The 14,989-nt window shown below is 35.3% G+C and carries 10 protein-coding genes and 2 pseudogenes; 9 read left to right on the forward strand and 3 right to left on the reverse strand.

Translation table 11 applies throughout. The features are described 5' to 3' along the window. Positions 1 to 79 precede the first annotated feature (79 nt). Positions 80 to 403, reverse strand: a complete 324-nt coding sequence (locus ACYH9I_RS10395; protein WP_483560668.1) for a YqcC family protein — start codon at positions 401 to 403, stop codon at positions 80 to 82. Further along, positions 386 to 931 (reverse strand): annotated as a pseudogene (gene ampD / locus ACYH9I_RS10400) (1,6-anhydro-N-acetylmuramyl-L-alanine amidase AmpD); the annotation flags it as partial. The gene ACYH9I_RS10395 and the pseudogene ampD, both read right to left, overlap by 18 nt. A 200-nt stretch (positions 932 to 1,131) precedes the next feature. Between ampD and ppdD the strand changes: the two are divergent. The 5 genes and pseudogenes from ppdD to ACYH9I_RS10425 all read left to right on the forward strand — a co-directional run bounded on the left by ppdD (position 1,132) and on the right by ACYH9I_RS10425 (position 6,003). Further along, positions 1,132 to 1,563 carry a prepilin peptidase-dependent pilin gene (ppdD, locus tag ACYH9I_RS10405; protein WP_483560659.1) on the forward strand — a complete coding sequence of 144 codons (432 nt, stop codon included), beginning with the start codon at positions 1,132 to 1,134 and terminating at the stop codon, positions 1,561 to 1,563. Positions 1,564 to 1,618: 55 nt separating this feature from the next. Next, a pseudogene (locus ACYH9I_RS10410) lies at positions 1,619 to 2,713 on the forward strand (ATPase, T2SS/T4P/T4SS family); the annotation flags it as partial. Beyond that, entirely contained in the window at positions 2,710 to 3,885 is a 1,176-nt protein-coding gene (gene hofC, locus ACYH9I_RS10415; protein WP_483560660.1) for a protein transport protein HofC, read from the forward strand. The pseudogene ACYH9I_RS10410 and the gene hofC, both read left to right, overlap by 4 nt. Then, entirely contained in the window at positions 3,885 to 4,634 is a 750-nt protein-coding gene (locus tag ACYH9I_RS10420; protein WP_483560661.1) for a prepilin peptidase, read from the forward strand. Before hofC ends, ACYH9I_RS10420 begins: the two co-directional genes overlap by 1 nt. A gap of 211 nt (positions 4,635 to 4,845) precedes the next feature. After that, positions 4,846 to 6,003, forward strand: coding sequence for a M20 aminoacylase family protein (locus ACYH9I_RS10425; protein ID WP_483560662.1), 1,158 nt, complete (start codon positions 4,846 to 4,848; stop codon positions 6,001 to 6,003). Between the two features lie 67 nt (positions 6,004 to 6,070). On the opposite strand, the gene ygfZ is transcribed toward ACYH9I_RS10425, so the two are convergent. Then, complete coding sequence (ygfZ, locus tag ACYH9I_RS10430) at positions 6,071 to 6,946, reverse strand: tRNA-modifying protein YgfZ (protein WP_483560663.1); 876 nt, start codon at positions 6,944 to 6,946, stop codon at positions 6,071 to 6,073. A 283-nt stretch (positions 6,947 to 7,229) separates the two neighbouring features. Here ygfZ and ilvI point away from each other — a divergent pair, with 283 nt between their 5' ends. The 4 genes from ilvI to ACYH9I_RS10450 all read left to right on the forward strand — a co-directional run bounded on the left by ilvI (position 7,230) and on the right by ACYH9I_RS10450 (position 14,419). Beyond that, the gene (gene ilvI, locus ACYH9I_RS10435) at positions 7,230 to 8,948 is read left to right on the forward strand and encodes an acetolactate synthase 3 large subunit (RefSeq protein WP_483560664.1); all 1,719 of its coding nucleotides are present in this window, start codon (positions 7,230 to 7,232) and stop codon (positions 8,946 to 8,948) included. Further along, entirely contained in the window at positions 8,948 to 9,442 is a 495-nt protein-coding gene (gene ilvN, locus ACYH9I_RS10440) for an acetolactate synthase small subunit (RefSeq protein WP_065586122.1), read from the forward strand. Before ilvI ends, ilvN begins: the two co-directional genes overlap by 1 nt. 102 nt (positions 9,443 to 9,544) lie before the next feature. Then, on the forward strand, positions 9,545 to 11,740 hold the full coding sequence (locus ACYH9I_RS10445) for an IgaA/UmoB family intracellular growth attenuator (protein WP_483560665.1): 2,196 nt from the start codon (positions 9,545 to 9,547) through the stop codon (positions 11,738 to 11,740). A 114-nt stretch (positions 11,741 to 11,854) separates the two neighbouring features. Further along, entirely contained in the window at positions 11,855 to 14,419 is a 2,565-nt protein-coding gene (locus tag ACYH9I_RS10450; protein WP_483560666.1) for an IgaA/UmoB family intracellular growth attenuator, read from the forward strand. The last annotated feature ends 570 nt before the right edge of the window (positions 14,420 to 14,989 follow it).

Here is a 14,989-nt window from a genome sequence, read left to right on the forward strand (position 1 = left end):
TTATTCGATTTTTTTGACTTTAACCATTGTTACACATTAATGTACCGTATATTAATACGGTACATTTTATCTTGTTAATTTACGATAATTCATCAAGTTGCTTAATAAGATGTAGCAGATGATTAACATCTTGTTCTTGCTCTTTTAGCGCTTCCTCAAAATAAGGATGCAAAGCAAATCTAGGCAGATTACCTTTGGCATCAATGAGTGCTTGTATTCGCGGAATAAAAATCCATTGCAACCATTCGTGTGCTTGCATGGTGTCAAGCGCAAAGGGTTGTTGACTTAAAAAGGCATCAGGTTTTGGCGGTGTGATTTGCCATAAATTGATTTTTTGTAACTCTGCAATAATTTGCTCAATTTGATTGAGTAGTTTTTGTTCTTGTGATTTTTGCGCTAACAAACTTCGATAATATTGCCAATCAAAACAGGGGCCAGGATCTGTTTTACGATCTGGGGCAATATCGCTGTGGCCTGTGATGTTTTGGATCGCATAAGTTTGTTGTAATAATAACGTCACATTCGCTAATTGCTGATATTGTTGTTCGGTAAAGTTGTCACTATCGCATCCTTCCATTTCAATACCAATTGAAAAATCGTTACAATTTTCTTGTCCTGCAAATACGGATTTCCCCGCATGCCAAGCGCGTTTATCAAATGGTACAAATTGAATGATTTCGCCATCACGTCGAATAAACAGATGGCTTGAGACTTCAAGTTGATAAATTGAAGCAAAGTACGGATGCTTGTTAGGATTGAGTTGACCTGTAAATAATTGTTCAACATAAGGCCCCCCATATTGATTGGGCGGTAGGCTGATATTATGGATAACAAGTAATGATATCGGTTTATTGGCTGGTCGTTCATTATAAAAAGGTGAAACGACGTGTTTTATACCTTGCAACCAACCGTTAACAATTTTTAGGGACATATTGACTCCAACTTATTTAATAAACCGATGTATAGATTTGTGTGTTTTGCGATCTGCTTCGCGAAAATTGAGCATACAACGTAATAATGAATTGCATAATGAATTTTTCTTTCCAAACTTACTACTTCGCTATTATTCCATTTTTTTGTTTTGCTATAAAGGTTCTTCTATTAAATCATTGACGAAAAATCGAGGTATTTATGTCTAATCAATCTGGCTTTACATTATTTGAACTTATGATTGCCATTATCATCATTGCTATCTTAACGGCTATCGGCGTACCTGCTTATCAAGGATATGTAAAAAAAGCGGCGCTGACCGATATGCTGCAAATCATGACATCGTATAAAACTGCTGTCGAAATTTGTGCTGTCGAGCAAGGTAGTTTAGCCAATTGTAGCAATGGTAATAATGGGGTACCAGCAAGCCGAACGTCTAACTATGTAACTTCAATTACGGTCAATAACGGCGTGATTACCTTAGTTGGAACCAGTGCTTTAGCGGGGTTAACCACCACACTGACACCAACAATTAATGCCACGCATGGTAATTTAGATTGGAATCGCGTTTGTACCACATCTCCAGTCGATGCCAGTTTAACCAGTGCTTGTGAAGATATTTTCAAATTTTAAACTTCATCATTTAATCGTTAATGAATAAGGAAGCGTTATTATGCAAGAAGAACAGTTAATTGAAAGTATTGATAAATTGCTGCTTGAAGCACTAGATAAGCGCGCTTCAGATATTCATTTTGAACCTTATCAACACAGTTACCGTATTCGCATGCGCATTGATGGTGTTTTGCATGATATGTTATCACCCCCCCTTGCATTGGCTAAACAGATAACAGCAAGGCTAAAAATAATGTCTAAGTTAAATATCGCTGAGCACCGATTACCTCAAGATGGTCAACTTGTGATTGACCGTTACACCATGCGCATTTCCACTTTACCGGTTATGCATGGTGAAAAGATTGTTTTAAGAGTGATGGATAACCATGACTCTGAACTAACAATCAATGACTTGGGGTTAACCGAAGCTGATCTATTAAAGTTCAAACAAATTCTAGATTATCCCCAAGGGTTAATTTTAGTTACTGGACCAACTGGTAGTGGTAAGACAGTAACATTATATAGTGGATTAAAATGGTTAAATAAGATTGAACGTAATATTTGTAGTGTTGAAGATCCTATTGAAATTCCTCTAGAAGGCGTTAACCAAACAGCTATTAATCTTAAGGTTGGATTAACGTTCGCTATCGTATTACGGGCCTTACTACGGCAAGATCCTGATGTAATGATGGTTGGTGAAATTCGCGATCGTGAAACTGCCGAAATTGCTATTCAAGCCGCGCAAACGGGGCATTTAGTCCTCTCAACTTTGCATACTAATTCCAGTGTCGAGGCAATAACACGCTTAAAGCAAATGGGCATTGAAAATTATCTGCTTTCATCAAGCCTACAATTAATTGTTGCCCAACGGTTAGTTCGGAAGCTGTGTCCACATTGCAAAGTAGTGGCGAGTGATTTGGTTAGGTTGGGAAATGAACTTGAACCACATTATTTGGCCACAGGTTGTCCTCATTGTATTGGTGGTTATAAAGGACGAATTGGACTATACGAACTTTTAGTTATCACCCCTGACATTCAACAGCAAATATTAGCAAATCAAACTATTTTTCCTTCAAACATGTTTTCGTTAAAAATGGCTGGGCAAAAATTAGTGAAGCAGGGTATGACAACGCTAGATGAATTAAATCGCGTATTGGGTGATACGGCATGAAGCGGCTCTATTATTGGTATGATGTAGATTTTAATGAACATAAAATCATCGCTAAATCGTCACAAGCCGTTAAACGTCAGTTATTGTTGCAAGGTAAAATTGCCATTAAGATTAAAGCAGGCTGTATTATTACCGCTCGCAGTTTTAATCGTGCTGACCTGCTGATCATTACCAAACAATTAGCGACTATGTTAAAGGCGGGGTTATCCATCATTGATACATTACAGTTGCTAGCCCAAGAACAAACCAAACCGCATTGGCAATATCTGCTACTTGATATTCAGCAACAAGTAGCCAAAGGTGAATTTTTATCTCAAGTGTTACAGCAACATCACTCAGTGTTTTCTGCGCTGTATTGCGAAATTATTGCAACTGGTGAACTTACAGGACAGCTTGACGAAAGCTTTGAGCAGTTAGCGTTATTACTTGAAAAATCTATCAAATTGCAAAAAAAACTGAAAAAGGCAATGCGTTATCCACTGTTTTTATTATTAGTTGCGGTAATTGTAAGTTTAGTGATGTTGTTATTTGTTTTACCAAAATTTTCGGATATTTATCAAGATTTCGATGCCGAGTTACCTGCTTTCACACAAGCAGTTATCGATTTTTCAAATTGTTTACAACAAAGTTGGTTAATTTTGTGCATGGCGTTTTTCATCAGTTATTTTTGCTATCAGCGCTATTTAAAAGTGCGCTATCGCCATAAAATAGAGATGATGGTAATTAAATGTCCCTTTATTGGTCAGGTGATTAAAACCAGTTGCTTAGCCCAAATTTTTCAAACTATTGCTATCACCCAAAAAGCAGGCATACCTTTATTAGCTGGTTTAGCCGCAGCGGCTAATACCACTTATTATTGTCTTTATCGTGATAGTCTTTCACAAATCATTACCGGCATTGAACAAGGGCATTCATTTAGCCATGTATTGCATCGGCAACTACATTTTCCCCATTTATGTGCGCAACTCATTTTTGTGGGAGAAGAGTCAGGTACATTAGATTTAATGCTTGATAAGCTAGCCTTCTATTATCAAGAACAAAATCAAACCTTAACTGATAATTTATCACAAGCATTTGAGCCGTTATTAATGTTTGTACTGGCCTTAATTATTGGCAGCTTAATTGTGGCTATGTATTTACCGATATTTCAAATGGGCGAGGTGATTCACTAATGTTAGCATTTATGATTATCTGTTTAGGCCTTTGCTTTGGTAGCTTTGTCCATGTTGCTTATTGCCGTTATTTGCCAACACTGACACCTTGCCAATATTTATACCGCATTAGTTTTTACCGATCTGCTTGCCCACATTGTCATCATCAACTCAATGCTTGGCAATTGGTACCAGTTGTTGCTTGGCTAATACTAAAAGGGCACTGCCATTACTGTAAAGCTAAGATTTCATATCGTTATCTGATTGTCGAATTATTCGTTTCGGCTTTATTTGCTATTATCTATTTTGATAAAGGTATTGACTATCAAAGTTGGATTTTAATGTTTCTTGGTTGTTATTTTTTACTTTTGACCTTACTGGATTTTAAATACTATTTGTTACCTGATCTGTTTACGCAACCGTTAATGTGGTTTGGGCTAATACTTGCTTATTTTAATATGACTAACATCACCTTAACCGATGCGCTATTAGGTATCTTTTGGGGATATCTATTATTAAAAGTTCCAGCCACTTTCTTTTATTTAGTATCTAAAAAACAGGGCTTAGGTGGGGGGGACATTAAATTACTAGCGGCATTAGGCTGTTGGGTGCCTTATACTAAGCTACCTATGTTATTATTTTCTTCCTCGTTACTGGGGATAGTGTATTATCTTTTTTTACGGTATATCCTTAATAAAAATACTTTAAAAGGTATTGCATTTGGTCCTTTTTTATTAATTTCTGGTTATGTGCTTTATTATTATTGTTAAATAATTTTTAGGAACCATTTAATTTTAATAAATTATTTAATCAATAATGTGTAGTGCATAAAATAATTATGCTGTTCAATATATTCACCATATAACTAAAATTGATATTCATAGTAAAAATAGTTATTTTTATAAAAGTGAAAATCACGTTATAGTGCTAGCTAAATCAGCGTGTTGTGCTGTAATTCAGTCACTAATTAAGGAATCATTCATGATATCAAATACTATTAACCAACTGAAAAGCGAAATGATCGCATGGCGCCATCATATTCATGCTCATCCTGAAACTGCTTTCGAAGAAGTCAACACCACCAAATTTATCATCGAAAAACTGCAATCATTTGGCATTACCGAGTTATATACTGATTTTGCACCCACTGGCGTTGTTGGTATTATTAAAGGTAATCAAGAAGGGCGGTGGATTGCACTTCGAGCTGATATTGATGCATTAGATATTATTGAAGAAAATACTATCGATTATTGCTCAACCACGCATGGCAAAATGCATGCATGTGGTCATGATGGGCATACTGCTATGTTGCTCGGCACTGCTAAGTATTTGAGTGAACACCGTGATTTTGCGGGTACTGTTGTGGTTATTTTTCAACCGGCTGAAGAAAACGAGGGTGGGGCACGCGTTATGGTTGAAAATGGTTTATTTGAACGATTCCCGATTGAAGCGGTGTATGGTATTCATAATCAGCCAAATATGAAATTAAATCACTTTTATATTAATCATGGCCCAATGATGGCTTCGTATGATGTTTTTGAAATCAAAATAACCGGTGTTGGTGCTCATGCAGCAGCTCCTCATTTGGGCAAAGATACGATACTAACTGCCACACAAATCGTTAATGGTTTACAAAGCATTGTCAGTCGTAATGCCGATCCTTTAAGTTCGTTAGTCGTTAGCGTAACACAAATTCACAGCGGCGATACTTGGAATGTGTTACCTCAAACAGCGGTGATTCGAGGTACAGTTAGAACATTTAGTGCACAAGTGCAAGATATGGCTGAAAGTCGCATTAAACAAATAGCAACAGGTATTGCCTCAACATTTGAAGCCAAGGCTGAAGTGGATTATCAACGCCGTTACCCAGCGACGATTAATTATGCCAAACAAGCCGATATTGCTATTGTTGCTGCTAAAAAAACCGTCGGGCAAGATAACGTAATTATTGATCCTCTTCCTTCAATGGGATCAGAAGATTTTGCCTTTATGCTACAAAAAATACCGGGTGTATACGTTTGGCTAGGCGCAGGTAAAGGAGCTAACTTACATAATCCAGCCTTTAACTTCAATGATGAAGTGTTAACAACTGGAGTAAGCTATTTTATTGAAATTGTTAACCAAGAACTTGCGAACTAAGTTAAAACGATAGGCAAAGACGGCTGGAATAAATGTGATGTTATTCCAGCTTGTTGATCAAAAACAATTAAAACGTCATTCGGCTGTTATCGTTTCCAAAAACTCTAAATGGCGTATTTAAATCAATTCCATTATTAAGAACGACTTGAACACAAATGCCGTCTTTATCATCAAGTTTTGCCGCGGCTAATACCAGCCCACCTTCTCGCCAACCACCAGCAAGTTTATATTCAAGCGTATTGCCAATTTTAGGAAGAACGTCACTGGTGCCTTTTATTACATACATTCCACGAGTGTTAGCACCACGAAACTGCGCTCTGGCGACCATTTCTTGACCACAGTAGCAGCCTTTTTCAAAGCTAATTGCGTCATAAGATTGTAAATTACAAGCTTGCGGTAATAAAATTGCCATATTGCTATCATCAATAATAGGATAGCCTGCTTGCAAATCAAGTTTTAACCACTCACTGCATGGATTTAAATCACCCGCAATGGGTTCTGGTGTGACCATAATAACCCGCATTTCTGGTAAAGGTACTTTGATATAGGTGATGTTATTTTCAGTTAAACAGCTTATATCGCTTAATTTCGTAGCGATTTCTGTGGGAATTGCATCACCGACCAAACCTATCATATTTAAATCTTGAACTGGTTCGATGGTCACTTTAGAAAAAACGGCATATTTTGCTAGTTCGGCAATCTGTTTTTTCACAACGCTTTTACGCTCAATGTAGTAAATATCATTACCGCGTTGAAACAACAATAAAGTACTCCACATTCTGCCTTTATTGTCGCAATGAGCGGCATAGAGCGTTGATTGTTCTGAAAGTCGGTTAATGTCGTTGGTTATTTGTCCTTGCAGAAAAACACGGTTATCCTCGCCAGTAACTTTAACTAATTGCCAGTCAGCAAGTGAGGTTGGTTTAGATGAAATATTGCTCATATTGATACCCTTGAGTAATGAAGAATTCTAGTACTGTTATGACTAGAAATACTTAGTTTCTGAGTGTATATAAAAAATAAAAAAATAACAATGAAATCAATCAGCAATATTTAAATAAAATTGATAGATTATGGATATTATTCATAATATTTTAAAAATTAATATTGTGAGTGCTTAATTTTATTTGTAATGAACTTAGCTAATTGACTTTATTGATTTTGCTTACAAGTTGATGCAAAATGATTCACAAAATGAAAAATCAGTTACATTGGAGGCAACAACCATGGCAAAACTGTCAGGCGCAGAGATGGTTATTCAATCATTGATTGACCAAGGAGTAAAACAGATATTTGGTTATCCCGGTGGTAGTGTTCTTGATATTTATGATGCCATTCACACATTAGGTGGCATTGAACATATTTTAGTTCGTCATGAACAAGCTGCCGTGCATATGGCTGATGGTTATGCCAGAGCAACAGGTGATGTTGGTGTTGTTTTAGTTACATCTGGTCCTGGAGCAACGAATACCATTACCGGAATTGCAACCGCATACATGGATTCTGTACCGCTAGTAATATTGTCTGGGCAGGTTGCTAGCAATTTAATTGGTAACGATGCATTCCAAGAATGTGACATGATAGGCATTTCTCGCCCAATTGTTAAACACAGTTTTTTAGTTAAAGACAGTAAAGATATTCCAGAAACCATCAAAAAAGCGTTTTATATTGCCTCGACAGGTAGACCAGGACCTGTAGTGATTGATTTGCCAAAAGATATTGTCAATCCTGCTAACAAATATAATTATCACTACCCAAAATCTGTTGTAATGCGATCTTATAACCCAACTATTCAAGGCCATAAAAAGCAGATCAAAAAAGCCCTAACCACGTTATTATCCGCTAAAAAGCCAGTATTATTTATTGGTGGGGGGGTAATTGCTGCTGACGCAAGTAGCGAAATTAAAACACTTGCAGAAAAACTCAATCTACCAGTTGCTTCAACGTTGATGGGCATTAGCGCCTTTCCGGGGACCGACAAACATTACCTTGGCATGATTGGTATGCATGGGGTTTATGAAGCCAATATGGCTATGCATAATGCTGATGTGATTTTTGCAATTGGTGCGCGCTTTGATGATCGAACCACCAACAATGTTGAAAAATATTGCCCAAAAGCCAAAATTATTCATGTAGATATTGACCCAACTTCAATTTCTAAAACCATTTTGGCTTCAATTCCAGTGGTGGGTGATGCCAAAGTCGTACTTGATACCATGTTGTCAATGTTAGATGAGTCCTCTACCGAACGTGATCTTGATGCGCTGATCGATTGGTGGAAGCAGATCGAACATTGGCGAGCTCGTCACTGTTTGGCTTATCGTCATGATGGTGAAAGCATCAAACCACAAGAAGCCATTGAAGTATTATACAAATTGACCAAAGGGAATGCTTTTGTGGCAACCGATGTGGGGCAACATCAAATGTTCACGGCACTTTATTACCCATTTGACAAGCCGCGTCACTTTATTACATCAGGTGGACTTGGCACCATGGGATTTGGCTTGCCAGCAGCGCTTGGGGTTAAATTAGCATTCCCTAAAAAAACCGTTGTGTGCGTAACAGGTGATGGCAGTATTCAAATGAATATTCAAGAGCTATCAACTGCATTGCAATATGGTTTACCAGTACTGGTGTTAAATTTAAACAACCGTTTTTTAGGCATGGTTAAGCAGTGGCAAGATATGATTTATGCAGGCCGGCATTCCAGCTCTTATATGGAATCTTTACCCGATTTTGCCAAAATTGCAGAAGCTTATGGCCATGTTGGAATGGTTATAACCAAGCGTGAAGAACTTGAACCAAAACTAAAACAAGCATTAGCCATTAAAAATCGTTTGGTTTTTGTTGATGTCATGACCGATGCTACTGAACATGTGTACCCAATGCAAGTACGAGGTGGCGCAATGAACGAAATGTGGCTTAGTAAAACGGAGAGAACCTAATGCGTTATATATTATCAATTTTAACCGAAAACGAACCCGGCGCATTATCAAGAATAATTGGCTTATTTTCACAACGTGGTTTTAATATTGAAACAATTACTACCGCGCAAACTGAAGACCCAACTATGCATCGTATGACGATACAAACGACGGGTGATGAGCATGTGCTTGAACAGATTCAAAAACAGTTGCATAAATTGGTTAATGTTTATCGCGTGCATGATTTAACCGAAGGGCCACATGTAGAGCGTGAAATCATGCTAGTAAAAGTTGCCGCAAAAGGTTCGGATGCGCGTGACGAAGTAAAACGTTGTGCCGATATATTTAGGGGATCGATTGTCGATGTGACTGCGACACATTACATCGTACAATTATCGGGTACGAGTGAAAAACTAGACTCATTCTTAGCTTCAATTCGCGAAACTTGTAATATTGTCGAAACTGTACGCTCTGGGATTATTGGTTTATCACGTAGTGAAAAAACAGTTAAATAGTGATATTCATTATTAGCATTTTTAATAACATTAAGGCGCATTGTGCGCCTTAATGTTATTAAAAATATTAGAATAAAAAAATAATATAAGGAAAATAGTGAAATGGAGTTTTATTGGTTAATTAAGATTTTTTTGATAGGCCTTGCTATATTTTCTTGGATTAATTATAGCTCAAAAAGACATACAAATAAGCAAAATTTAAAGAATGTTATTAATGATCGCATATCAATAAGAAAATTAACCGAAAACGAATTTGAACTTTTAGAACCTTATCTGAATAATAAATGGCTAGTGTTTCCGTATAAATATCAATCATCATTAATTGATTTAGAAGTATCAAAGATATCAGGGAATTGTGTCCGTCATAGTTTATATACGAATACTGAAGAAACCTCTTTTTATTATGAGATTGATGGGATTGAACTCTTTTTCCCTTATAACATGTACCTCCATATTTCAGATTTTAACGTTGCAGAAGTCGTTTTTACCGAGAAATATGCATTTGTGGTTAAAATCAATGATTATGATCTAAAGACTGCCGCAGAATCTCAAGGCGGAATCATATGCTCAGAATTAGATGAACCTTGGATGTATGAGCAATCTTTTGATTCTAAAATGCCAGAAGATGAACAAACAAGTAATGATACTGTAGTGAGCGTAAAACCGAACCCTGACAAAAAAATAGATTTTGTAAAATTGTTGGAACGTGAAGAAACTCCATTAGAATCAAGAAATAGAAATAAAAAAGGTAACGGTCTATTATCAGCTATTTTTTTAACTTTGATGACTGTGTTTTTCCTTATCTATTGGTATTCCAATAATTCTACCATCCTTATTTTAGTTATTTTTAGTACGATACTTTCCGTTATTTTTTATTGGTATCAGCCTAGATCTAAATACGATTTAAACAACGTAATTTGCGTTAAGGGCTTAATTAAAAATAAAAACGTTTCTAAAAAAGAAGTTATCATTGGTGAAGATTATATTTTAAACATTCCCCACCATTGGCTGCCTTTTCTTCCTGACAAGTCGTCTTTGCCTGCAAACATGGACATATCAGTGAGTGATAGAAAGCTAATTCGTTATGAAAATACACTTTCCATTAACCAAGAGATCGAACAATTTGGAGCACCAAAATTTGCTAAGCATAATTTAATACTCTTAATTACTGGAACTATTTTATCTGCTGTTGTCTATTTTCAAACAAGTTTAGTTGATAATGCAATGTTAGCTTATCAATTTTTCAACGACAATATAACCGCTAGAAATTTACAGGATGAATCAACCTTAAAAAATAGTCCAATTCAAAAAGGTGATTTAGTCAATATAAAAATAAGTGGTGCATCATGCGATGTAAATGAAAAGAAAAATGAAAATAGGTGTCATACATTATTCATCAATAATCAACCTATTGATATCGAAACTAATTACATAGTATCAATAGCTGAACCAATAAAAAATTTATTTAAAGATAATTTTATAAATACTCGTGTTGATCAAGATGTTATTGCAGCGCAGCAATATCAAGACCGATTGATTGAATTGTATAAATCCTTTGATAGGATAACATCTCAATATCAACGATATATCAAAGAATCATTTACAAAACTAATAGATATTGGAAAAATCGTAATTACTGTGGATAAAGTATGCAAAGTTTCTGAAATCGATTGTCTAAGCGTCAAGAAAGAGTTGACTGCTTTGTTTGATATACAGGTTTCAGATGATTTATCTGATTGGGAAAAAGTTGTTAATATATCTGAAATTAATCCAAATCATAATGAAATTGTTTCCGTCAGAAATGTTTCTAAGCTTGATAGTTCAATCTCAAGATTGAAGGCAGATGTAATCACAAGATTAAAGAGTGTTGTTTCAGATTATCAGCATAATAAATCAAGTTTTAGGATTGATTTATCCGAAAATAGTTACTTAGAAATGGGCAAACTAGAACATATAAATAATGACAAATCAGGGCCTGTTTCATTATTAAATGTAGAATACTATTATGATGTGCTATTTGAAAAAGCGGGGAACATTGACATTGTTGGACGAGTTAGCGATATTTATTATCGAGATGATAATTCAATATCGGGTTTGAAGATTAACGCAAACTCTCATTACAGTACGAATTTAGATGAACTATTTTCATTCGTATCCCCAATTTTTGTTAGTCTTGCTGTTTTTATGATTACGGCTTTAGTCTCGATTTTAAATAGCGTTGTAATTTGTTACAAATTGTTGGCTAATCATCGACGTAAGAATAAAATTTTAGCTATATATAAAAATCGAATAATATAATTATTATATAACATATTGTTATATAGAAAATTAAATGTAATCGCATTGGTTTTCTACATTGTTAAACATAAAGAAAATAGAAATACACTGAAATAAAAAGGAAAACGCCAAACAATGGATACTATTTTTACTTTAAAAATCATTTTACTCCTAATCATGTTATTTAGTGCCTTAATCGGATTTGCGAAGTGGAGTGATTTTAAATATGAACGTCGACAAAACAGAAGAAACCTAGAAGAGCGTATAAATAATCGCCAAACAACAAGAAGATTAACATCAGAAGAACTTGAGCTGATAACTCCTTATCTCACCAATAAAAAATTGGTTAAGCCTTATAAATTGCAATCTTCATTAGTGAATTCTGAAGTATCTATTATTGAGGGAGACTGCGTTCGCCATAGTCTTTATACCGATTCAAAAGAAACTGAATTTTATTACAAAATCGATGGTATCGAAGTCCTATTCCCTTATCATTTACAACTATTTGCTTTAGATTATAATGTTGTGGAAGTCGTTTTCACATCGCGCTATGCGATTGCCGTTAGTTTTAACGGCTATGGTTTAGACACGTTAGCTGATTTTAGTGATAATTCCAATGATGAAAATAACAAATATGGTTTATCATTTTTCTCTAACTTAAGTCGAACAATAAAAGAAGAAGAATACCAACTACTTGAACCTTATCTTAACGACCCCTCTATGGTAGGGCCTTATGAACATGGGCCTTCATTAGTTAGTCCAACTGTTTCAGTTATCGTTGGCTCTTGTATTGCTATTAACCAGTCTAATAAGCGTAATGATCCTATCTATACTTATCGAATTGGTGATACCGTTGTCTTTTTTCCTTATGACATGGAACAATACGTTGAAGATATCAACATCGTACAAGTCGTATTTACCGAACACTATGCAATAGTGGTCAAACTCAATCAATATGACCTAAAAACAGCACAACAAAATCAAAAGCAACCAAACCTAAAACCACATTTTGCGAAGCCTTGGGAAAGTCAAAAAGCAGAAGTCGAACTTGAACTTGAACAAAACCTAACTGATGCAAATGACAGCATAATTAAAATTGATAAAGATACTGAATTAAAAAGCAAGTTTACTTGTGAAATAGTCGAACAGCGTGAAGAAACACCTCTAGAATCGGCGAATCGAAGTAAACAAAACAATGGCATATTTGCCGCCGTTTTTTTAGTGGTAGCAGCGATGTTATTTGCTAAGTACTGGTACTCTTTTGATAGTTTTTTACCTGTATTTATCGCGCTTAGTTTATCTGCTACTGCTTTCTTTTACTTTCGTAAAGCTGAATCTTACACATTAGATGTTAACCACATAAAAACGAAAATTCGACACAAAAATGAAATAAAAAACCAAATGATCGTTGGTGATGATCTAACTTTAAAATACCCCGCTTATTGGGCTCCATTTCTGCCTGATAAAACGAATGAAAATATCGACATGGATATCGTTGCAAATAGCAAAAAACTGCTTCGTTATGGCAATTCATTATCCATCAGTCGTGAAATAGAAGAATTTGGGCCACCAAAATTTATAATGCGCAATCTAATCCTATTTGTTACAGCGCTTTTTTTATCTATTATCATCTTTAAATTAGTTAATATCACCGATAATTTGACACTGGCTAGTTATCCTTTTAATGACCATGTCAGTATTTGGAACATTAAAGATGCCGAATCTTTAAAAAACAGCCCAATCAAAAAGGGCGACTTGGTTAATATAAAACTCAATGGCGCATCATGTAATGCGGAAAGCAACATGTATTTAGAACATTGCGATAAAGTGTTTATTAACGAGCAAACCGCAAACAATGCCGAAGATGCCTCATTTGAGAACGATCTGTTAAACGCGTTTTTTGGCGATAAATTAATTGAAACAGCACGAGATAATGACGTAACAGAGCTTGAAAAACGGCTAAACAACAGAAAAAACACAGACTACAACGAGGATTACCAATTTGGCGTAATATTAACCAAACTATTACATATTGATCGCTTAATTCTAACCGTTGACGAAAGCTGCCAATTGTTAGATGAGGACAAATGTAGACGAGCCAAGCAGATTTTACTCCAAACCATTAAACCAACCGCCAGCACACTCGACCAATGGCCTCAACTTGTTGAATATAGCAAACAGCACCCAAACTACGAAAAGATTATCGTTGCCGGTATGCTTGAACACCTAGAACCACAAATCAATAACTTAAAAAGAAGTGTGTTATCTTACTACCTAGAAAAAGCAAACACAGCTCTAACTGATTATCAACACTCAGCACAAAGTGTCGGCTTAGCATTAGCAAATACACAAGAGATAAAGATCAGCTATCCCGATGACGAAGATATAAGTCTGACAGAAACATACTATAATGCGTTACTAGGAAAGGGCGGAAAAGTAAAGGTTTCAGGGCTAGTGACGGGGGTTAATTATCAAAGTGATAACACAATTTTAGATCTAACTATTAATGATGATTTTTTATATAGATTCCATCAAGAACAGTTATTGTCATTTAACTCGCCTATATTTATCGGCATCTCTATTTTTATTATCACTGCTTTAATAGCGTTGCTTCATGGCATAACCATTTGCTATAAATTAATTGCGAATCGGCAGCGAAAAAATAAAATAATTAAATCATATGAAAATAAAATAACATAATGACTATTTATAACTGATTTACAGCAAAAAACGAAGGCTTTATCGAAGAACGATAACTAAACTATTTGTATAGGAATGATTTAGGCAATGTTATTTGATAAAGCCGTAACAATTTTGGTTTTTATATTTTATTTATTGTTTTTAGCGCATAACTAATTGGATTATAGGAACAAATTTACCTTTAAAAATCGGTCAGAAAAGGTATTGATTTTATTGAAGTTTTTGTTTGTTGGTTTTTAACCAAAAACCACCACCCAAAACTATTTCCCAAAGCACACAAACATAGGCTGACTCATCCTTTAACAAAACTTTACAAATTTTTAACAAAAAAGGTAGCACATTATTATTCAAGCGATTATAATTTAAGCGCTTTCAAAGCAAGGGATTGCTCATTAGTTGAGCAGTCAATTATAAAAAATGTAAATAAAACAAAAAGTTACTTGACAGGATGATCGAAATGCGCTATCATACTTGGCATCTGGCATCTGGCATCTGGCCTGCCAAACCTATGCTCAAAATCTTTTTCAATTTCACCGTAGTCTAAAACAGACACAGTTCTTATTTTCATCA

This window comes from Gilliamella sp. X-23, assembly GCF_057063545.1.